The sequence below is a fragment of the Pseudomonas sp. GW822-FHT01E03 genome (genome assembly GCF_058802985.1).
The window spans coordinates 138,332-159,095 of record NZ_JBXAOQ010000004.1 but is presented as its reverse complement, the minus strand read 5'-3'; the positions used below and the strand labels follow the sequence as shown (position 1 = coordinate 159,095).

At 61.2% G+C, this 20,764-nt stretch carries 17 protein-coding genes; 14 read left to right on the top strand and 3 right to left on the bottom strand.

What is annotated here, in order from left to right; translation table 11 throughout:
* Positions 1–58 precede the first annotated feature (58 nt).
* The 14 genes from alg8 to AC1RP7_RS09455 all read left to right on the top strand — a co-directional run bounded on the left by alg8 (position 59) and on the right by AC1RP7_RS09455 (position 17,361).
* Complete coding sequence (gene alg8 / locus AC1RP7_RS09520) at positions 59–1,540, top strand: mannuronan synthase (protein WP_057713388.1); 1,482 nt, start codon at positions 59–61, stop codon at positions 1,538–1,540.
* Between the two features lie 36 nt (positions 1,541–1,576).
* Positions 1,577–2,746: an alginate biosynthesis protein Alg44 gene (locus AC1RP7_RS09515; RefSeq protein ID WP_102671020.1), complete on the top strand. Its 1,170-nt coding sequence runs from the start codon at positions 1,577–1,579 to the stop codon at positions 2,744–2,746.
* 15 nt (positions 2,747–2,761) lie between these two features.
* Positions 2,762–4,264, top strand: coding sequence for an alginate biosynthesis TPR repeat lipoprotein AlgK (gene algK, locus AC1RP7_RS09510; protein ID WP_493181258.1), 1,503 nt, complete (start codon positions 2,762–2,764; stop codon positions 4,262–4,264).
* A complete protein-coding gene (locus tag AC1RP7_RS09505; RefSeq protein WP_150814297.1) occupies positions 4,261–5,745 on the top strand; it encodes an alginate export family protein in 1,485 nt (494 codons plus the stop codon). The genes algK and AC1RP7_RS09505 overlap by 4 nt, the downstream gene beginning before the upstream one ends.
* A 26-nt stretch (positions 5,746–5,771) precedes the next feature.
* Positions 5,772–7,346 (top strand): mannuronan 5-epimerase AlgG, encoded by a 1,575-nt coding sequence (gene algG / locus AC1RP7_RS09500; RefSeq protein WP_349736461.1) that lies wholly within the window; start codon positions 5,772–5,774, stop codon positions 7,344–7,346.
* 10 nt (positions 7,347–7,356) lie between these two features.
* The gene (locus AC1RP7_RS09495) at positions 7,357–8,805 is read left to right on the top strand and encodes an alginate O-acetyltransferase (protein WP_492587611.1); all 1,449 of its coding nucleotides are present in this window, start codon (positions 7,357–7,359) and stop codon (positions 8,803–8,805) included.
* Between the two features lie 8 nt (positions 8,806–8,813).
* Positions 8,814–9,938, top strand: a complete 1,125-nt coding sequence (locus AC1RP7_RS09490) for a mannuronate-specific alginate lyase (protein WP_057713382.1) — start codon at positions 8,814–8,816, stop codon at positions 9,936–9,938.
* A gap of 213 nt (positions 9,939–10,151) precedes the next feature.
* Positions 10,152–11,717 (top strand): MBOAT family O-acyltransferase, encoded by a 1,566-nt coding sequence (locus tag AC1RP7_RS09485; protein WP_057713381.1) that lies wholly within the window; start codon positions 10,152–10,154, stop codon positions 11,715–11,717.
* Positions 11,718–11,728: 11 nt separating this feature from the next.
* Entirely contained in the window at positions 11,729–12,904 is a 1,176-nt protein-coding gene (locus tag AC1RP7_RS09480) for an alginate O-acetyltransferase (RefSeq protein WP_057713380.1), read from the top strand.
* Between the two features lie 14 nt (positions 12,905–12,918).
* Entirely contained in the window at positions 12,919–13,575 is a 657-nt protein-coding gene (locus AC1RP7_RS09475; protein WP_493181259.1) for an alginate O-acetyltransferase AlgF, read from the top strand.
* Between the two features lie 187 nt (positions 13,576–13,762).
* Complete coding sequence (locus AC1RP7_RS09470; RefSeq protein ID WP_057713378.1) at positions 13,763–15,214, top strand: mannose-1-phosphate guanylyltransferase/mannose-6-phosphate isomerase; 1,452 nt, start codon at positions 13,763–13,765, stop codon at positions 15,212–15,214.
* Between the two features lie 290 nt (positions 15,215–15,504).
* The gene (locus AC1RP7_RS09465; RefSeq protein WP_057713377.1) at positions 15,505–15,969 is read left to right on the top strand and encodes a hypothetical protein; all 465 of its coding nucleotides are present in this window, start codon (positions 15,505–15,507) and stop codon (positions 15,967–15,969) included.
* A 33-nt stretch (positions 15,970–16,002) separates the two neighbouring features.
* Positions 16,003–16,827, top strand: coding sequence for an SDR family oxidoreductase (locus AC1RP7_RS09460; RefSeq protein WP_057713376.1), 825 nt, complete (start codon positions 16,003–16,005; stop codon positions 16,825–16,827).
* 144 nt (positions 16,828–16,971) lie between these two features.
* Positions 16,972–17,361 (top strand): DUF4440 domain-containing protein, encoded by a 390-nt coding sequence (locus AC1RP7_RS09455; RefSeq protein ID WP_493181328.1) that lies wholly within the window; start codon positions 16,972–16,974, stop codon positions 17,359–17,361.
* Positions 17,362–17,476: 115 nt separating this feature from the next.
* On the opposite strand, the gene AC1RP7_RS09450 is transcribed toward AC1RP7_RS09455, so the two are convergent.
* The 3 genes from AC1RP7_RS09450 to AC1RP7_RS09440 are packed head-to-tail and all read right to left on the bottom strand — an operon-like array spanning position 17,477 to position 20,747.
* On the bottom strand, positions 17,477–18,340 hold the full coding sequence (locus tag AC1RP7_RS09450) for an efflux RND transporter periplasmic adaptor subunit (protein WP_057395860.1): 864 nt from the start codon (positions 18,338–18,340) through the stop codon (positions 17,477–17,479).
* Positions 18,341–18,364: 24 nt separating this feature from the next.
* Positions 18,365–18,565: a DUF1656 domain-containing protein gene (locus tag AC1RP7_RS09445; RefSeq protein ID WP_218494232.1), complete on the bottom strand. Its 201-nt coding sequence runs from the start codon at positions 18,563–18,565 to the stop codon at positions 18,365–18,367.
* On the bottom strand, positions 18,555–20,747 hold the full coding sequence (locus AC1RP7_RS09440) for an FUSC family protein (RefSeq protein ID WP_493181260.1): 2,193 nt from the start codon (positions 20,745–20,747) through the stop codon (positions 18,555–18,557). The genes AC1RP7_RS09445 and AC1RP7_RS09440 overlap by 11 nt, the downstream gene beginning before the upstream one ends.
* Between the last annotated feature and the right edge of the window lie 17 nt (positions 20,748–20,764).

Here is a 20,764-nt window from a genome sequence, read left to right as displayed (position 1 = left end):
AAGCTCCTCGCTTGGGGCTTGAAGCTTGGGGCTTGCAACTGACTTTAGGATTCCGATTATGCACAGGCTAAAACACGGCCTACTCCAGGCCGCCGGTTGGCTGTTCTACCTGAGTTTACTGATGGGCCTCGCCATGGCGTTGCCCGTGTCCACGTTCGACTCCGAGTCGAAGGACTTTATTTTCCTGATTGGCGCCGTGGGTATCTGGCGCTATTCGATGGGTGCCACCCACTTTGTGCGCGGCATGATTTTTCTGTACATCGTCTACCCGCACCTGCGGCGCAAAGTGCGCAAGCTGGGCAAAGCGGCTGACCCGTCCCACGTGTTCCTGATGGTCACCAGTTTCCGCATCGACGCCCTGACCACCGCGCAGGTCTACAGCTCGGTGATCCGCGAAGCCATCGACTGCGGTCTGCCGACCACCGTGGTCTGCTCCATCGTGGAAATGTCCGATGAGCTGCTGGTCAAAAGCCTGTGGAAACGGATGAACCCGCCGTCCCGGGTGAAGCTCGACTTCGTGCGCATTCCCGGCACCGGCAAACGCGATGGCCTGGCCTACGGCTTCCGCGCCATCTCCCGGCACCTGCCGGATGATCGCGCCGTGGTCGCGGTGATCGATGGCGACACCGTGCTGGCCGAAGGCGTGGTGCTCAAGACCGTGCCGTGGTTCCAGATGTTCGGCAACGTCGGTGGCCTGACCACCAACGAATTCTGCGAAGTGCGCGGCGGCTACATCATGAGCGAATGGCACAAGCTGCGTTTCGCCCAGCGTCACATCAACATGTGCTCGATGGCCTTGTCCAAGCGCGTGCTGACCATGACCGGCCGCATGTCGGTGTTCCGCGCCACCGTGGTCACCAACCCGGACTTCATCGCCGACGTGGAAAGCGACTCGCTGCAACATTGGCGCCTGGGTCGCTTCAAGTTCCTTACCGGCGATGACAAGTCGAGCTGGTTCAGCCTGATGCGCCTGGGCTACGACACGTTCTACGTGCCCGACGCGGCGATCAACACCGTTGAACACCCGCCGGAAAAGAGCTTCATCAAGGCCAGCCGCAAACTGATGTTCCGCTGGTACGGCAACAACCTGCGGCAGAACTCCCGTGCCCTGGGCCTGGGGGTCAAACGCCTCGGCGTGTTCACTTCGGTGGTGCTGTTCGACCAGCGCGTGTCGATGTGGACCTCGCTGCTGGGCCTGACCGTGGCACTGATCGCCAGCTTCAAGTACGGCACCGCGTTCATCCTGGTGTACCTGCTGTGGATCGGCATCACCCGGTTCATCCTGACCTTGTTGCTGTCGTGCTCCGGACACCGGATCGGCCCGGCTTACCCGGCGATTCTCTATTACAACCAGATCGTCGGCGCGCTGGTGAAGATCTACGTGTTCTTCCGCCTCGACCAACAGTCCTGGACCCGCCAACCCACGTCTCTGACCCGTGATCTCGCCAGCTTTCAACGTTGGTTCAACACCTGGTCGTCTCGGACCATGACCTTCTCTGCCGGCAGCATTTTTGTCGCCGTGCTGCTGTTGATGGTCTGACCGCCCCCTTATTGAATTAACCAGGAAATCGCCTTTATGAATACCGCCGTCAACGCCAACGTAGTGCATGAATCCGAAGCCCAGCGCCAACACGCCCGAGTGAAAATCCCGGCCAAGTTGCGTTTCTTCGGCCCTGACCGGACGCCGGTCGAAGCCCGGGTGATCGACCTGTCCGCCGGTGGCCTGGCGTTCAACGCCGGTCAATTGCCGCTGAAGATGGGTGACGTGTACAAGGCCCGCCTGCAATTCGTCATCGACAACCTCGGCCTGGCCATGGACGTCGAGTTGCAGGTCCGCTCTTTCGATCGCGAGACCGGACGCGCCGGCTGCCAGTTCCAGAACCTGGAACCACGGGACATCTCGACCCTGCGCCACCTGATCACTTCGCACCTGGCTGGCGACATCGTCAGCGTGGGTGAAATGCTGGCGACCCTGCAGCGCGACAACTTCACCAAGGCGCGCAAGGTCAAGGACGGCGGCCACGGCATGTCCGCGTTCGGACGCCTGAAAGCCGTGACCTTCAGCCTGGGGATCTTCGTTGTCGGCGTGGCTGCATTCGGCTTTGTCTTCAAATCGGTGTATGGCATGTACTTCGTCAGCCACGCCCAGGCCGGTCTGGTCAGCGTGCCGGGCGTGAACATCACCATGCCCCGCGACGGCACCGTGCAGAGCCTGGTGAAAGCCGACGGCGTGGCCGCCAAGGGCGCACCGCTGGCGACCTTCAGCACCAGCATGCTCGACGTGCTCAAGGGCCATCTGGACGAAGACCAACTGCAACCGGCCAAGGTTGAAGAACTGTTCGGCAAGCAGATGACCGGCACCCTGACCTCGCCTTGCGACTGCACCGTGGCCCAGCAAATGGTCGCCAACGGCCAGTACGCCAGCAAGGGCGACGTGATCTTCCAACTGGTGCCGCGTAACAGCGAAGCCAACGTAGAAGCGCGCTTCTCCTATCGCCAGTTCAGCGACGTGCGCCCGGGTACTTCAGTGCGCTTCCAGATCGCCGGCGAGGACAAGAGCCGCACCGGCAAGATCGTCAGCAGCACCAGCCTGAAAAGCGCCGACCTGTCTTCGGACATCCGCGTGCTGATCCAGCCGGACGAAACCCTGGACAGCTCCCTCGCCGGCCGCCCGGTGGAAGTGAACAGCGACCGTGGCCCGAACCTGAACTGGCTGATCGACAAAGCCATGGCTGTCGGTCTTTAAGTCGAGGACATGCCTGTGACTACTCCAACCCTCAACACGCCGCCGACCCTGTGGGAGCGAGCTTGCTCGCGATGGGATCGACGCGGTCTGTCTGATGCACCGAGCCAGCCGCATCGCGAGCAAGCTCGCTCCCACATGGGATTTGCGTTCTGTTCGCTAGCCTTGGCGGTCAGCCTCAGCGGCTGCGCCGGCCTGCCCGACCAGCGCCTGGCCAACGAAGCGCTCAAACGTGGCGATACCGCCACCGCCGCGCAGAACTATCGGCAACTGGCCGACCTGGGCTACAGCGAAGCCCAGGTCGGCCTGGCCGATATCCAGGTCGACAGCCGTGACCCGGCGCAGATGAAACAGGCCGAGGCGACTTACCGCGCCGCGGCCAGCGTTTCGCCGCGCGCCCAGGCACGCCTCGGTCGTCTGCTGGTGGCCAAGCCCGGTTCCACCGAAGCGGAACAACACGAAGCCGAAACCCTGTTGAAAAAAGCCGCTGCGGCGGGCGAAGGCAATACGCTGATCCCGTTGGCGATGCTGTACCTGCAATACCCGCACAGCTTCCCCAACGTGAATGCCCAGCAGCAGATCAGCCAATGGCGCGCCGAAGGCAAGCCGGAAGCGGGTCTGGCGCAGGTGCTGCTCTATCGCACCCAGGGCACCTACGACCAGCATCTGGATGACGTGGAAAAAATCTGCAAGACCGCGCTCAACACCAGCGACATCTGCTACGTCGAACTGGCCACGGTCTATCAGAAACAGGCCAAGCCAGAGCAACAGGCCGAGCTGATCAAGCAGATGCAAGCGGCTCATGCCCAAGGCACCGTTTCGGCGCAGCGCGTCGACAGCGTCGCCCGCGTGCTTGCCGATGCGTCCCTGGGCAAGACCGACGAGAAGACCGCACAGTCGCTGCTCGAACCGATCGCACCGGGCTACCCGGCGTCGTGGGTCACCCTCGCGCAACTGCTCTACGACTTCCCGGAACTCGGCGACGTCGACCAGATGATGAAGTACCTGGACAACGGTCGCGCTGCCGACCAGCCCCGCGCCGAGCTGTTGCTGGGCAAGCTCTACTTCGAAGGCAAACTGGTACCGGCCGACGCCAAGGTTGCCGAAGCGCATTTCCAGAAAGCCGTCGGCCGTGAAGTCGCTGCCGATTACTACCTCGGCCAGATCTATCGCCGTGGCTACCTGGGCAAGGTCTATCCGCAGAAGGCCCTCGACCATCTGTTGACCGCTGCGCGCAACGGCCAGAACAGCGCCGACTTCGCCATTGCCCAACTGTTTTCCCAAGGCAAGGGCACCAAGCCTGATCCGCTGAACGCCTACGTTTTCAGCCAACTGGCCCTGGCCCAGAACACTCCGCAAGCCACCGAGCTTGCGCAAACAATCCAAACGCAATTGCCGCCCGACCGGTTGGCCGAAGCCCAACGCCTGTTGAAAGAAGAACAGGCCGTGCGCGGTGCCCTGAGCCCGAACACGCCGGAACTGCATGCCCTGCAAGAAGAAGATGGCGAGGAATCCCAATGAAGTTGAATCCATTCATGAAGGCCGGCATTGGCCTGACATTCGCGCTGATCTGGTCTTGCCCGACGCTTGCTGCGATGACTGAAGAAACCAAGAACTTCGGCCTGGACGTAAAAATCACCGGCCAGTCCGAAGACGACCGTGACCTCGGCACCGCCGACGGCGGCGACGTCAACGGCGTCGGCCTCGACCTGCGTCCGTGGGTCTACGGCGAAAGCGGCGCGTGGAGCGCCTACGCCATGGGTCAGGCTGTGACGTCCACCGACATCATCGAGACCGACACCCTGCAACAATCCGATGGCGCCGAGAACACCGACAATGGTGATCGCGAGACCAAGAAAAACTACCTGGCGATGCGTGAGTTCTGGGTCGGCTACAGCGGCTTCACGCCCTACCCCGGTGAGATCCTGAAGTTCGGTCGCCAGCGCCTGCGCAATGACGACGGCCAATGGCGCGACACCAACATCGAAGCCCTTAACTGGACCTTCGACACCACCCTACTGCGCGCCAACGTCGGTATCGCCGAACGCTTCAGCGAGTACCGCACCGACCTCAAGGAGCTTGCGCCAGAGGACAAGGATCGTCTGCACGCTTACGCCGATGCGGCGTACCAGTGGACACCGGGCAACTGGGTGGGCATCCGCGGTCATCACACCCACGACGACGGCAAACTCGACTACGCACAACCGGGCGTGCCGAGCGATTCGCTGGACAAGAAACAGAACGGCGACATCAGCTGGCTCGGCCTCACCGCCGACAGCGACGCCTACAACTGGCGCAATACCAACACAGTCAACTACTGGGGCAGCATCACCGGCATGAGCGGCGACCGTGACACGGTCAATCCGCTGAACGCCGATGGTACCGCTCCCGCACAAGCCAAGCGCAGCGGCGATGTCGATGGCTGGGCCACCGATCTGGGTGTTCGCCTGCGCCTCGATCCGCAATGGCAAGTCGGTGCGGCCTACGCCCGCGCCAGCGAAGACTATGAACAGAACGGTCTGGAAAGTAACCGCTCGAACTACACCGGTACCCGCTCGCGCGTGCACCGTTTCGGCGAGGCTTTCCGTGGCGAAATGAACAACATGCAGAGCGCCACTCTGTTCGGTTCGTGGATGCTCAACGACGAATACGACGCCAGCCTGATCTACCACAAATTCTGGCGCGTCGACGGCAACAAGCCGGTCGGCAGCAACGGCATCGACGCAGTGCAGAACAATACCGATGACGTGACTGGCGCGATCCTCTCCAGTACGTCCCTGCCGCTGAACGATGGCGAGAAAGACCTCGGTCAGGAAATGGACCTGGTGGTGACCAAGTACTTCAAGCAAGGCCTGTTGCCGGCTTCGATGAGTCAGGCGATCGATGAGCCTTCGGCCCTGGTGCGCTTTCGTGGCGGCGTGTTCAAGCCAGGCGATGCGTACGGCAAGGAAGTCGATTCGTACATGCACCGCGCGTTCATCGACGTGATCTGGCGCTTCTGATGCACATTGCGAAGGGAGTCTCCCAGATGAATCATCCAGCCCGAAAAGGCTCGATCAGCCTGCTGGCCGGCGCGATGCTGCTGGCCAGTGCGACTGGCTTCGCCAATGTGGAGCCGGCGAAGCCGGCAACCACGGCCAAGGAACTGCAACAGGCCAAGACCTACACCGTCAGCAGCGCACCGACCGCGCCGCTGGAACTGGCTACGCCGAAACTGCCGGACGTTTCCGGCTTCACAGCCGAAGCCATCGCCGCGAAGATCGTGCGCAGCAAACCGGGCAAGATCAGCCTGCGCCGGATGATGCAGGAAGACGCCCTGAAGGACTTCATCGGTGGCGACAACAAGATGGCCGAGTGGGTAGTGCGTCAGCACGGCATCCCCCAGGCGATCTTCGTCGACGACGGCTACATGAACCTCAAGGACCTGGCGAAAAAGGTCCCCAAGCAGTACTTCAGCGAAACCTCGCCGGGTGTGTTCCTGGCGAAGTTGCCGATCGTGGTCGGTCGCCACGGCATCCTGGAAATCGACAAACAGACCCAGGAACTGCGCCTGTCCCAGGAGGCCGGCTCGTTCCTGGTCAACGACGGCCAGCTGTTCGTGCGTGACACAAAAATCACTGGCTGGCGCGAGAAAGACAACGGCCCGGCGACGTTCAATTCGCCCAAGGAATTCCGTCCGTTCCTGCTGTCCTGGGGCGGTACCGAGACCTACATCGCCAACAGCAAGATCGCCAGTTTCGGCTACGCCAACAGTAAATCCTACGGCGTGAGTATTTCCCAGTACACGCCGAACATGGCCAAGGTGCTCAAGCGTCCTGAGCCGACCGGCTGGATCGTCGGCTCCGAGTTCTCGGACATGTGGTACGGCTTCTACTGCTATGAAACCCGCGACTTCGTGGTCAAGGGCAACACCTACAAAGACAACATCGTCTACGGCATCGACCCCCACGACCGTTCCCACGGTCTGATCATTGCCGACAACACGGTGTACGGGACCAAGAAGAAGCACGGGATCATTATTTCCCGTGAGGTCAACGACAGCTTCATCTTCAACAACCGCAGCTACGACAACAAGTTGTCGGGCCTGGTGATCGACCGTAACAGCGTGAACAACCTGATCGCCCACAACGAGATCTACCAGAACCACACCGACGGCATCACCCTCTACGAGAGTGCCGACAACCTGCTGTGGGGCAACAAAGTCGTCAGCAACCGTCGCCACGGCATCCGCATTCGTAACAGCGTGAACATTCGCCTGTACGAAAACGTCGCCATGGCCAACGGCCTGACCGGCGTCTATGGCCACATCAAGGACCTGAGCAACACCGACCGTGACATCAAGCTCGACCCGTTCGACGCCCAGGTGTCGCTGATCGTGGTCGGCGGTGAGTTGGCGGCCAACGGTAGCGGGCCGCTGTCCATCGACTCGCCGCTGAGTGTCGAGTTGTATCGCGTGTCCATGCTCGCCCCGACCAAATCCAGCGGCATCAGCTTTTCGGGGATTCTCGGCGAGCGCCAGGATGAAATTCTCGACCTGCTGGTGCGCCAGCAGAAAGCCGTGCTGATCGACCCCGTCGAACGCCAGACCGAAATGCGGGACTGAGGATAATCTTATGCACCCACACTTGATCAAATTACTCAGCCTGTCGGCCCTGACCGCCGGCATTCTCGCCGCCAGCGGTGGTGCTCGCGCCGATGAGGTCAAAGCGCCTAGCTTCACCGCAGAACCGTGCTGCAGCCTGTGCCCGGCCGCCCACGATGCGAAGAACTACACCACCCGTTATCAGCAGAACTTCACCACCCTGGTACAGGCTCAGGGCGACTGGCTGTTCCGGACCCAGGAAGACCTGCGCACCGAATTCGACACCACGCCCGCCGGCTACAAACGCATGAAACAACTGCACGATGCGTTCAAGAGCAAAGGCGTCGAACTGGTCGTGGTCTATCAGCCGACCCGTGGCCTGGTGAACCGCAACAAGCTCAATCCGGCAGAGAAAGCCAGCTTCGACTTCGACAAGGCGCTGAGGAACTACAAGTCCATGCTCGGTCGTTTTGCGCAGATGGGCTATGTCGTTCCGGACCTGTCGCCGCTGACCAACGAGCAACTGCCCGACACCCTGCCCGCCCACGATTTCTACTTCCGTGGCGACCAGCACTGGACCCCGTACGGTGCCCAGCGCACGGCGAAAATCGTCGCCGAGAAAGTCAAACAGTTGCCTGAATTCGCCGACATTCCCAAGCGCGAATTCGAGACCAAAAAGTCGGGGCGCATGGGCAAGACCGGAACATTGCACAACATGGCGGGTCAACTCTGTGGCACCAGCTACGCGATCCAGTACATGGATCAGTTCACCACCGAGCCGAAGGGCGAAGCGGGCGATGGCGATCTGTTCGGCGATTCCGGCAATCCGGAAATCACCCTGGTCGGTACCTCCCACAGCGGCAAGAACTACAACTTCGCCGGTTTCCTCGAAGAGGCCATCGGCGCCGACATTCTCAACGTGGCGTTCCCCGGCGGCGGCCTGGAAGGTTCGATGCTGCAGTACCTGGGCAGCGACGAGTTCCAGAAGAACCCGCCGAAGATTCTCATCTGGGAATTCTCGCCGCTGTATCGCCTCGACCAGGAAACCATCTACCGCCAGATGATGGCGCTGCTGGACAACGGTTGCGAAGGCAAGGATGCACAGATGTCCGGCAGCACCACCCTGAAGCCGGGCAAGAATGAACTGATGGTCAACAGCAAAAACCTGAACCTGCAAAACGGCAGTCACCAGGTCGACATCCGCTTCGCCGACACCTCGGTGAAAACCCTGCAAGCCACCCTCTGGTACATGAACGGACGCCACGAGGACATCAAGATCGAAAAACCGGAAACCTCCGATACCGACGGGCGTTTCGCCTTCGAGTTGCGCACGGACGAAGACTGGGCCACGCAGAATCTGCTGGCCGTCGAAATCCAGGGGCCTGAAAACGCCACCACGCCACAGAAAGTCGAAGCGAAAATCTGCAAACGCAACGTATTCCCGAGCGCCGAACAGCGTACTGCTTCGGTCGGGCAATGAGGTCTGCTATGCGAAATCCGATACTTTCAAAATTGTTGGCACCCACCCTGTTAAGCCTGGCGATGTTCGCCGGTGCAGCGCAGGCTGCGGCGCCACTGCGCCCACCGCAGGGATACTTCGCGCCGATTGAAAAAATCAAAACCGGCGACAAGAGCGAAGGCTGCGATGCGATGCCGACGCCGTACACCGGCTCGCTGCAATTTCGCAGCAAATACGAAGGTTCGGACAAGGCCCGCGCGACCCTGAACGAGCAGTCGGAAAAAGCCTTCCGCGAAAGCACCGCCGACATCACCAAGATCGAGCGAGGCATCAGTAAGCGCGTGATGCAGTTCATGCGTGACGGCCGCCCGGAACAACTGGAGTGCACGCTGACCTGGTTGACCGCCTGGGCCAAGGCCGATGCGCTGATGTCCAAGGACTTCAACCACACCGGCAAGTCCATGCGCAAATGGGCGTTGGGCAGCATGGCGTCGTCGTACATTCGCCTGAAATTCTCCGACTCCCGTCCGCTGGCCAACCATCAGCAAGAGTCGCAGCTGATCGAAGCCTGGTTCAGCAAGATGGCCGACCAGGTGGTCAGCGACTGGGACAACCTGCCGCTCGACCAGACCAACAACCACTCGTACTGGGCCGCCTGGTCGGTGATGGCCACGTCCGTCGCCACCAACCGTCGCGACCTGTTCGACTGGGCAGTGAAGGAATACAAGGTCGGCGCCAACCAGGTCGACGCCGACGGCTACCTGCCCAACGAACTCAAGCGTCAGCAACGGGCCCTGGCCTACCACAACTACGCCCTGCCGCCGCTGGCGATGATCGCCAGTTTCGCCCAGGTCAACGGTGTGGATTTGCGCCAGGAAAACAACGGCGCATTGAAACGCCTGGGTGATCGCGTGCTCGCCGGGGTGAATGACCCGGATGAGTTCGAGGAAAAGAACGGCAAGGAACAGGACATGACCGACTTGAAGGTCGACTCGAAATTCGCCTGGCTCGAACCGTTCTGCTCGCTCTACACCTGCTCGCCCGAGGTGCTGGCGAAGAAGCACAAGATGCAACCGTTCAAGACCTTCCGCCTCGGCGGTGACCTGACCAAGGTCTACGACCCGGCCAATGAAAAGGGCAGCAAGGGTTCTTGAAGACAGACACAAAACCTGTGGGAGCGAGCTTGCTCGCGATAGCGGTCTGACATTCAACATCGATGTCGACTGACACTCCCTCATCGCGAGCAAGCTCGCTCCCACAGGGTCGGTGTCGAAAGTGAGTTTTGTGAGTTAGCCCCCCGGATTTCCGTGGGGGGTTTGGGGGGGCCGTTGGCCCTTGACTGTTGGTTCAAACAAGGAGAGATCGGGATGGTTTTTTCGTCCAACGTGTTCCTGTTTTTATTCTTGCCGATCTTCCTCGGCTTGTACTATCTGAGCGGGCAACGCTATCGCAATTTGCTGCTGTTGATTGCCAGTTACGTGTTCTACGCCTGGTGGCGTGTGGACTTCCTCGCGCTGTTCGCCGGCGTTACGCTGTGGAACTACTGGATCGGCCTGAAAGTCGGTGCCGCCGGGGTCAGGACCAAACCGGCGCAGCGCTGGCTGCTGCTCGGCGTGGCTGTCGACCTGTGCATCCTCGGCTACTTCAAGTACGCCAACTTCGGCGTCGACAGCATCAACGCAATGATGACGTCGGTGGGCCTGGAACCCTTCATCCTGACCCACGTGCTGCTGCCGATCGGGATCTCGTTCTACGTCTTCGAGTCCATCAGCTACATCATCGACGTCTACCGTGGCGACACCCCGGCGACCCGCAACCTGATCGACTTCGCAGCGTTCGTGGCGATCTTCCCGCACTTGATCGCGGGCCCCGTGTTGCGTTTCCGTGACCTGGCCGACCAGTTCAACAACCGCACCCACACCCTCGACAAGTTCTCCGAGGGCTGCACGCGGTTCATGCAGGGTTTCATCAAGAAAGTCTTCATCGCCGACACCCTGGCGGTGGTGGCCGACCACTGCTTTGCCCTGCAAAACCCGAGCACGGGCGATGCCTGGCTCGGCGCCCTGGCGTATACCGCGCAGTTGTATTTCGACTTCTCCGGTTACAGCGACATGGCCATCGGCCTGGGCTTGATGATGGGTTTCCGCTTCATGGAAAACTTCAAGCAGCCGTACATCAGCCAGTCGATCACCGAGTTCTGGCGGCGCTGGCACATCAGCCTGTCGACCTGGCTGCGTGACTACCTGTACATCACCCTCGGCGGTAACCGCAAAGGCACGCTGATGACCTATCGCAACCTGTTCCTGACCATGCTGCTTGGTGGTCTGTGGCACGGCGCGAACATCACCTACATCGTCTGGGGTGCGTGGCACGGCATGTGGCTGGCGATTGAAAAAGCCATCGGCCTGAACACCTCGCCACGCAGTTTCAACCCGATCCGCTGGGCACTGACCTTCCTGCTGGTGGTGATGGGCTGGGTGATCTTCCGCGCGGAAAACCTGCACGTCGCCGGGCGCATGTACGGCGCGATGTTCAGCTTCGGCGACTGGTCGCTGTCGGAACTCAACCAGGCCAGCCTCACCGGTCTGCAAGTGGCGACCCTGATCGTGGCCTACGTGACCCTGGCGTTCTTCGGCCTGCGCGACTTCTACACCAACCAGCCTCCGGTCAAGACCAAGCCTGCCGTGAGCGTCGACACCGACGGCCCGGCCGCTGCGACACCGGGAACGATCAAGGCCGTGCCTGGGGATAACCCGGCGAGCATCCACCAGCCAGGCTACACCGTCGGCGTCGAAGCCCAGGTGCAACCGGCCTACTGGACCGCTGACTGGTCGCGTTACGTGATGCGTGCGCTGGTGCTGCTGCTGTTCATTGCCTCGATTCTCAAACTCTCGGCGCAGAGCTTCTCGCCGTTCCTTTACTTCCAGTTCTGAGGGATCTGACCATGACCCGCTCATTACGCATCTTCTACATCGCGCTGTTCCTGGTGACCTTGCTGGTGCTCGGTCTGTGGTCGGTGCGCAGCTTCTTCGGCTTCAGCACCAACGCCGATGCGACTGTGCTCAACGGCCGCTGGAGCAAAGCCGTGGAAACGCACTACGACGACGAGTTCCCGATCAAGCGCCTGGGCACCAACCTCTGGGCCGCGCTGGATTTCAAACTGTTCAACGAAGGTCGTCCGGGCGTGGTGCTCGGTCGCGACCAGTGGTTGTACAGCGATGAAGAATTCCACCCGGTAGTCAACGAAGAGCTGAACCTGCAAGGCAACTACGCGCTGGTCGAAGGCGTACGCCAGACCTTGAAGGAAAAAGGCGTGCAACTGGTGATGGCGGTGGTGCCGGCCAAGGTGCGCCTGTACCCGGAACACCTCGGTGAAGTGAAGCCGGCGAGCATCCACGCCAACCTCTACAAGGACTTCCACCAGCGCCTGGCCGCCGACCGTATTCCGGCCCCTGACCTGCTCGGCCCGCTGCAACAGGCCAAGCAGAATGGCCAGCAAGTGTTCCTGCGCACCGACACCCACTGGACGCCGCAAGGTGCCGAGATCGCCGCCAACCGTCTGGCCAGGACCATTGCCGACAAGTACCCGCTAAGCGGCGAGCCCCAGCGTTTCGTCACTGAACCTGCCGAAACCATTACGCACAAGGGCGACCTGCGTCTGTTCCTGCCACTGGACCCGCTGTTCGAAAACCTGATGCCTAAACAGGAGCAATTGCAGAAGCGCAATACGGTCGTGGCTGAAGATCAATCCGCCGGTGACGACGCGCTGTTCGCCAACACCGAAGTGCCGGTGGCCCTGATCGGCACCAGCTACAGCGCCAACCCCAACTGGAACTTCGTCGGGGCGCTCAAGCAAGCGCTGAACAGCGACGTGGTCAATTACGCCGAAGACGGCCACGGCCCGATTCTGCCGATGCTCAGCTACCTCAAGAGCGACGCCTTCAAGAACAGCCCGCCACAGGTGCTGATCTGGGAGTTCCCTGAACGATATCTGCCCGTGAACAACGAAATCGGCGACGCCGACCCGCAGTGGGTCGCAGAGCTTAAACAAGCCGGCGCCCGCCAACAAAACGTAGCTGCAAACACTAAATCCGAGACGCCCGACCGGGCGCAAAACTGAAAGAGAGGTACACCATGACTTTCACTACAACTCCTCGTCGTCTCGCTAAAAGCTTTGCCCTGGTTGCCGGCCTCAGCGTGCTGTCGGTACAGGCTTTCGCCGCAGGCGACGCCGCCCTGTACGGCCCGACCGCACCGAAAGGCTCGACCTTCGTGCGTATCTACAACGCCGGCAACGCCGAAGTCAGCGCCACCGTCGGCAGCACCAACCTGAGCGACGTCGCGCCACTGTCCAGCACTGACTTCAGCTTCATGCCGGGCGGCGACTACAGCGCCAAGGTCGGTAGCCAGAGCCTGCCGGTGAAACTGACCGGCGACCACTATTACACCTTGGTCAACAACGCCAGCGGCGCACCGCAACTGATCGAAGAGCCGCCGTTCAAGAACAAGCAGAAGTCCCTGGTACGCGTGCAAAACCTCAGCGACAAGGCGCTGACCCTGAAGACCGCCGACGGTAAGACCGACGTGGTCCCGAACGTTGCGCCCAAGGGTCGCGGCGAGCGTGAAATCAACCCGGTCAAGGTCAGCCTGGCCTTGTACGACGGCACCACCAAAGTCGGCGACGTGAAACCGGTCGCCCTGGAACGCGGTGAAGCCGCAGTGCTGTACGTCACTGGCAGCGGCAGCAGCCTGTCGCCGGTCTGGGTGAAACGCCCGGTGTCGACGCGCTAATACATTCGTCTGGTTTGACCCAATCCCTGTGGGAGCGGGCTTGCCCGCGATGAGGCCCTTGAGACCGCCATCGCAGGCAAGCCAGCTCCCACAAGGACCGAGGCGTCAATCCGGACACGGAACAAAAACAAGAGTGAAACGACAGAACGCAGTAGCTCTAACCAATCGATTTTCAAGGAGTAAAAACATGATTCCGGTGATCTTGTCAGGTGGTAGTGGCTCACGTCTTTGGCCGCTTTCCCGTAAGCAATTCCCCAAGCAGTTCCTGGCCCTGACCGGCGAACACACCCTGTTCCAGCAAACCCTGGAACGCCTGGTGTTCGAAGGCATGGATTCGCCAATCGTGGTCTGCAACAAGGACCACCGCTTTATCGTCAACGAGCAGTTGGCCGCGCGCAAGCTGGAAACCCAGCGCATCCTGATGGAACCGTTCGGTCGCAACACCGCGCCGGCCGTGGCCCTGACCGCGTTGATGCTGGTCAATGAAGGTCGCGACGAGCTGATGCTGGTGCTGCCGGCGGACCACGTGCTGGAAGACCAGAAAGCCCTGCAACGCGCCCTGGCCCTGGCCACCGTCGCCGCCGAAAACGGTGAAATGGTGCTGTTCGGCGTGCCGGCCACCAAGCCGGAAACCGGTTATGGCTACATCAAGTCGACCAACGACTCGCTGCTACCTGAAGGCGTCAGCCGCGTCTCGCACTTCGTCGAAAAGCCCGACGTGAAGCGCGCCACCGAGTTCGTCCAGTCCGGCGGGTACTTCTGGAACAGCGGCATGTTCCTGTTCCGCGCCAGCCGCTTCCTTGAAGAGCTGAAGAAGCACGATCCGGACATCTACGACACCTGCGTGCTGACCCTGGAGCGCAGCCACCAGGATGCCGACACCATCACCTTCGACGAAGCCACCTTCGCGTGCTGCCCGGACAATTCCATCGACTACTCGGTGATGGAAAAAACCCAACGTGCCTGCGTCGTGCCGCTGACCGCGGGCTGGAGCGATGTCGGCTGCTGGTCGTCGCTGTGGGAAGTCAATGCAAAAGACGCCAACGGCAACGTCACCAAAGGCGACGTGGTAATCCAGGACAGCAAAAACTGCATGATCCACGGCAACGGCAAACTGGTGTCGGTGATCGGCCTGGAAAACATCGTCGTGGTCGAAACCAAGGACGCCATGATGATCGCCCACAAGGACAAGGTCCAAGGCGTGAAGCAGATGGTCAACACCCTCAACGAACAGGGCCGCAGCGAAACCCAGAACCACTGCGAGGTCTACCGTCCGTGGGGCTCCTACGACTCGGTGGACATGGGCGGCCGCTTCCAGGTCAAGCACATCTCGGTCAAACCGGGGGCTTGCCTGTCGCTGCAGATGCACCACCACCGCGCCGAGCACTGGATCGTGGTCAGCGGCACCGCCGAGGTGACCTGTGACGAGAACGTGTTCCTGCTGACCGAGAACCAGTCGACCTACATTCCGATCGCTTCGGTTCACCGTTTGCGCAACCCGGGCAAGATTCCGTTGGAGATCATCGAAGTTCAATCGGGCAGCTACCTGGGCGAAGACGATATCGAGCGGTTTGAAGATATCTACGGGCGCTCGACGCCGGTTGAGCGTGGCGTGTCGGTGAAAACCATCGCGCAGTAACGTTCAGTAAAACAAGAAGCCCCCGTCCAGCCTGCTGCGTTCCCTATCCGCAGCAGGCTGGGCGGGGGCTTTTTTTGTACTGAGTTTTTGTAGTGCCTTGCCTGGCCCCATCGCGAGCAAGCTCGCTCCCACAGGGTGTTGGGTTGATCACGGATTTTGTGCTCGGCTCGGTACACTGTGGGAGCGAGCTTGCTCGCGATGGGGCCAGTCGGCACACCACCGAATCGCCCATCGCCAACCCCACCTGCGCTTAGGTAGGATGACCCTCTCTATTCCCGAGATTTCACGTCATGTTCATCGGCGTCCTGCTGGTCATCACCTGGCTGATCCTGTTGCTGCGCTATCCGGCCAAGGCCTTGCCCGTATCCGTGGCTGCCGCCGTGGGGCTGGGCATCGTCGCCACCTGGGTCATCTGGATGGACCACCACGAACTCAAGCAACTGCAACGCCTGGAGTTGCGCATCAGTTACGCGCCGCAGCAGTGTCCCGCCGACCGCCCATTGCAATTGACCCTGAACAACGGCAATGACGTGCCGCTCACTGAGTTGCGCTGGCGGGTCGCGGCTTATGCACCGGGCGATACGGTGAACCTGGCCGACAATCAATACACCGCCCCGCGTTATCGTGGCCCTGGTGAATTGCAGGCCGGTGGCAACTGGGAAGACTGTTTGCCGCTGCCGCCACTGCGCCCTGGCTACCGTCCGGAAACCCTGGAGTTTCGCGCCGAGCGATTGCAGGGTAGTTTTTCCGACTGATCCCTCCCCCCCTTTTTGCACAAGGAATGCGCCATGCCCGTTGCGTTGATTACCGGTTGCTCCAGCGGCATTGGCCGAGCCCTTGCCGACGCGTTCAAAGTCGCCGGCTATGAAGTCTGGGCCAGTGCGCGCAAGACCGAAGATGTTGCCATGCTGAGCGCTGCCGGATTTACCGCCGTGCAACTTGACGTAAACGACGGTGTTGCCCTTGAGCAGTTGAGCGAGCGCATCAACCAGGAGCGCGGTGGTCTCGACGTGCTGATCAACAACGCAGGTTATGGCGCCATGGGACCGCTGCTCGATGGTGGCGTACCAGCCATGCAGCGCCAGTTCGAAACCAATGTGTTCGCCATCGTCGGCGTCACTCGCGCGATGTTTCCCGTGCTGCGCCGGACCAAAGGATTGGTCGTGAATATCGGCAGCGTTTCGGGTGTGTTGGTCACGCCATTCGCCGGCGCCTACTGCGCCTCGAAAGCCGCCGTGCATGCCTTGAGCGATGCCTTGCGCATGGAACTGGCGCCGTTCGGTGTGCGGGTCATGGAAGTCCAGCCGGGAGCCATCGCGTCCAGTTTCGCCAGGAATGCCGGGCACGAAGCCGAGCAACTGATCAGCGAACAGTCGCCATGGTTTCCGCTGCGCGAAGGCATACGCGCCCGGGCCAAAGCCTCTCAGGACAATCCGACCCCGGCCAGTGAATTTGCCGTCGGTTTGCTCAAGGCTGTGCAGCAGGACAAGCCACCGCGACTGATTCGCCTGGGCAATGGCAGCCGCGCGTTGCCGCTGCTGGCGGGTTTGTTGCCCAAGGGTTGGCTCGAGTCCGGGCTGATGAAGCGGTTCGGGCTGCGTGGGCAGCTCTGAGACCACGGTGCCCCTATCGCGAGCAAGCTCGCTCCCACAGGGATTGTGGGTATGAATGCCATCTATGCCACCCAGATGCCCCCTGTGGGAGCGAGCTTGCTCGCGATGGCGCCGGAACAAACACCCCAGAATTCAGGTATCAACATGACCGACTACACCGAATATTTCGACGAAGTGATCCAGGCCCACGTGGCCATCGAACAATGGCTGGCCGAAGAGCGGGACCTGTCCGAACTCGAACAACTGCTGACACGTTTTTCGCCGCAGTTCTCCATGGTCTCGCCGCTCGGCCGGGTGCTGGACTTTGACGCGCTGAACGAATTGTTCTCGCTGGCGGGCGGCAAGAAGCTCGGGTTCCGCATCGAGCTCAGTGAGTTGCGTGGTATTGCGTTGCACGACGGTGGCGCGACCGTGAGTTACCGCGAACAGCAGACCGATGCGACCGGACTACACTCGGATCGTCGCTCGACCGTGGTGTTCGAGAAGGTGGAAGGCAAGATCCTTTGGCGGCATTTGCAGGAGACGTTTTGCTGATCAACTGTAGGAGCGAGCCTGCTCGCGATGGACGTCAACGATAACGCAGGCATTCAGAAAGTACGCGTCGCTCTCAGGTTTTTCGCGAGCAGGCTCGCTCCTACAGGGGAATGGGTTATGCCCCATCACCTTGCTTGACCACCACCGTACAAGTGATCCCCGCCGCCAACAGCACACCCTCCGGCACTTCATCGATGTGAATCCGCACCGGTACTCGCTGCGCCAAACGTACCCAGTTAAACGTCGGGTTCACATCGGCAATCAGCTCTCGGCTCTCCGGGTTGTCACGGTCGTAGATGCCACGCGAGATGCTTTCCACGTGGCCCTTGAGCACTTCGCCGCTCATCAGTTGCATGTCGGCCTTATCACCAACGCGCACATGGGGCAGCTTGGTTTCTTCGAAGAAGCCGTAGACCCAGAACGAGTTCATGTCGACCACGGCCATTTTCGCCTCGCCGATGCGCGCGTAGTCGCCGCGATGCACGTTGAGGTTGGTCACGTAGCCGTCCACCGCCGCGCGCACCTCAGTGCGCTTGAGGTTGAGTTCGGCGGCTTCCAGTTGCGCCTGGGCCTGCTGGTAATCAGCCAGGGCCGAGTCGGCGAGGTTACTGGCGTCGTCACGGTTTTCCCGGGAGATCACCAGGTTGTCCATATCGGCGCGACGATGGGCGTTGACCTTGCGCATCTCCCAGGTCGCCTTGCGCGATGCCACCAGACTCTGTGCCTGTTTCACTGCGAGACGGTAGTGCTCGGGGTCGATCTGCATCAGCAAATCGCCCTTCTTCACCAACTGGTTGTCGCGCACCGGCACGTCCACCACTTCGCCGGTGACGTCGGCGGCGACATTGATGATATCGGCGCGCACGCGGCCGTCGCGGGTCCATGGCGTGTTCATGTAGTGCTCCCACAAGGAGCGGCCGATCCACAGCGCGAGAGCCAGCACCAGCAAGGTCGCGAGCAGGCTGAAAAACTTTTTCATCGGGGCATTCTCAGTGATAGAGAGTCAACGGTAGACAGTCAGCGCCAACGCGCCGAACAGAGAGGTAAACAGGCTCAGGCGCAGCAACGCCGGATGCCAGAAAAAACGGTACAGGTCGAACCCGGACAGGAACCGGTCCAGCGCCCAGGAAAGCGCCGCGGCGATGAAAAACATCAGGGTCATGGTCGGCATGTACACGCCGTGGAAGGCGATTTCACGAGGCATGTTCAAGTCCTTGGGGCTGGCTGTTTGCGAAGGCGGCGAGCGGTGATTGCGGATCGAGCAGAGAGGTGCGGATGAAGTGCAGGTAGCTCTTCACCCGGCGCAACGCCGAGGTATCGAAGTGCGGGGCGAAGGGTTCGTCGGTGGACTGCACACGGCTGATCGCGTGATCGACGGCAATCAGCGCGCGTTCGAGATTGCTGCTGTTCGGTTGCAGGAACAGCCGCACCAGCGCACGCCCCATCACCCGGATCGCCTGGCGCCACGGCTGGGATTCGGCATAGGCCGGATGCACCGGCAAAATCGCCTGTTCCTTGCGCAACTCGATGATCGCGTGGCCGACTTCCAGCACTACGAACATCCAGCGCAGCAAGTCCCGCTGCACTTGCGGTTGGCCCGCCGCGAAGCCGTAGGCCTGATGCACCAGATCGCGGGTGCGGCTTTCGAAACTCGACGCCAATCCCTTGAGCTTGCCGCTGATGGCGTACACCACCTGGCCGCGCAAATCCTGCTCCAGCCGACGCCACAACCAGCGGCTGTTGGGCGGCAGAATGATCGCCCCGGCCGCTGCACACACCAGCATGCCCAGCACCATGGCGATGTAGTCGTTGATGAAGGTGTAGGGGTTGTAGACCGTGAGGTTGTCCGGCACCGAACCGGTGCTGAAGAAGATCAGCAAACCCAGGCCGACGCCGACGTATTGCGGCCGCGAAGTCAGGAACGAGCCCAGCACGATCACCGGCGCGAGCATCACGCACAGCAACGGGAATCCGTCGATCCACGGGAAAATGAAAAACATCTCGACGAAGCCGATCAGCGCCCCGAGCAATGTCCCGCACGCCATCTGAAAGGCCATGCGTTTCGGGTTCGGGGTAGCGGCGGACAGGCCCACCGTCGCGGCGGCAATCAGGGTCATGGTCGCGCCGCTCGGCCAGGCGGTTGCCACCCAATAGCTGCCCAATACCGCCAGAATGAACGCTGCGCGAATTCCCGATGCTGCCGCTGCCATCCAGTTGGTTTGCGGGGTGAACGGCTCGTCCCAGCGCTCCCGTTCGTGACTGTGATCGGCCAGGGAGGCGTGGGTCTGTGCATAACCGTGCAAGTCGTCGACGAAACGATAGAGCAGCTCGTACGCCGTGTGGAAATCCAGTTGCTCGGCATCGCTCGGATCGCTCTGCTGGAACGTTGCCCGCAGACAACGCACCCGCGCCGGCAAACCTTCCTTGTAGGCGCTCAGCACCGCGACCAGGCGTGCCGCATCGGCGCTGGTCAGGGCACGACCGCTGAAGCCGTCGAGCAACTCGGCGAGGTCCTGCAGACCCGGCTTGATGGCCGCCACCACGGTGTCCGCCGCGCTGCTGCGCAAGCGTTCAAGCAACTGGTGCAAGGCATTGAAGCGCGTGGTGATGCCCATGAACTCGCTGTTCAGGCGACTGAGCCGGCCATTGCGCCGACGCATGTGCGGGTCTTCAAAAACAGTCACGCTGCGCAAGCCTTCCAGGCCCACGGCTTCGGCGATGAAACGCACGTTGCCGGCCTCGAACGCCTCCCGCTGACTGCGACCGCGCAAGCCGTCGGTGACAAACAGGGCGAACACACCAAAGCGCTGATACAAGGCATTGCGCATCGCCGCGCTAGACGATTGCGGCAGGATGGCGGCACTGATCAGGGTCGAACAGAGAATGCCCAACGAGATTTCCAGCACCCGCCAGACCGCCGCCATGAACGCCCCCTCCGGATGGGCCAGCGCGGGCAAGCCGACCATCGCCGCGGTGTATCCAGCGAGGACGAAACCGTAGGCGCGGAAGTTGCGGCAGCGGGCGGCGCCGGCCGTGCAGATACCGACCCAGATCGCCAGCGAACCGAGGAACAACTCAGTGTTCTGCGCAAACAGGGCGATCAGCGCGACCATCACCGCCGAACCGGCCAGGGTGCCGAGAAAACGATAGAAACTCTTGGCGAACACCTGGCCGCTTTGCGGCTGCATGACGATGAACACGGTGATCATCGCCGTGCGCGGTTGCGGCAACTCCAGGCGCATGGCCAGCCATAACGTCAGGAACGCCGCGAACAGTACCTTGAAAATGTAGACCCAAGTCACGCCGTCGCTGCGTGCCCAGTCGAAGAAACCCCGGCGCCATTCCAGGGAGTACAGCCAGCGCAAGGGTGCGGGCAAGGGAGTCATGAAATCCTGCTCAATAA

Excerpts from the sequence above, each read along its gene's own strand:
- alg8 (WP_057713388.1), top strand. The coding sequence starts at position 59 with ATGCACAGGCTAAAACACGGCCTACTCCAGGCCGCCGGTTGGCTGTTC.
- AC1RP7_RS09515 (WP_102671020.1), top strand. The coding sequence starts at position 1,577 with ATGAATACCGCCGTCAACGCCAACGTAGTGCATGAATCCGAAGCCCAG.
- AC1RP7_RS09505 (WP_150814297.1), top strand. The coding sequence starts at position 4,261 with ATGAAGTTGAATCCATTCATGAAGGCCGGCATTGGCCTGACATTCGCG.
- algG (WP_349736461.1), top strand. The coding sequence starts at position 5,772 with ATGAATCATCCAGCCCGAAAAGGCTCGATCAGCCTGCTGGCCGGCGCG.
- AC1RP7_RS09495 (WP_492587611.1), top strand. The coding sequence starts at position 7,357 with ATGCACCCACACTTGATCAAATTACTCAGCCTGTCGGCCCTGACCGCC.
- AC1RP7_RS09490 (WP_057713382.1), top strand. The coding sequence starts at position 8,814 with ATGCGAAATCCGATACTTTCAAAATTGTTGGCACCCACCCTGTTAAGC.
- AC1RP7_RS09485 (WP_057713381.1), top strand. The coding sequence starts at position 10,152 with ATGGTTTTTTCGTCCAACGTGTTCCTGTTTTTATTCTTGCCGATCTTC.
- AC1RP7_RS09480 (WP_057713380.1), top strand. The coding sequence starts at position 11,729 with ATGACCCGCTCATTACGCATCTTCTACATCGCGCTGTTCCTGGTGACC.
- AC1RP7_RS09475 (WP_493181259.1), top strand. The coding sequence starts at position 12,919 with ATGACTTTCACTACAACTCCTCGTCGTCTCGCTAAAAGCTTTGCCCTG.
- AC1RP7_RS09470 (WP_057713378.1), top strand. The coding sequence starts at position 13,763 with ATGATTCCGGTGATCTTGTCAGGTGGTAGTGGCTCACGTCTTTGGCCG.
- AC1RP7_RS09465 (WP_057713377.1), top strand. The coding sequence starts at position 15,505 with ATGTTCATCGGCGTCCTGCTGGTCATCACCTGGCTGATCCTGTTGCTG.
- AC1RP7_RS09460 (WP_057713376.1), top strand. The coding sequence starts at position 16,003 with ATGCCCGTTGCGTTGATTACCGGTTGCTCCAGCGGCATTGGCCGAGCC.
- AC1RP7_RS09455 (WP_493181328.1), top strand. The coding sequence starts at position 16,972 with ATGACCGACTACACCGAATATTTCGACGAAGTGATCCAGGCCCACGTG.
- AC1RP7_RS09450 (WP_057395860.1), bottom strand. The coding sequence starts at position 18,340 with ATGAAAAAGTTTTTCAGCCTGCTCGCGACCTTGCTGGTGCTGGCTCTC.
- AC1RP7_RS09445 (WP_218494232.1), bottom strand. The coding sequence starts at position 18,565 with ATGCCTCGTGAAATCGCCTTCCACGGCGTGTACATGCCGACCATGACC.
- AC1RP7_RS09440 (WP_493181260.1), bottom strand. The coding sequence starts at position 20,747 with ATGACTCCCTTGCCCGCACCCTTGCGCTGGCTGTACTCCCTGGAATGG.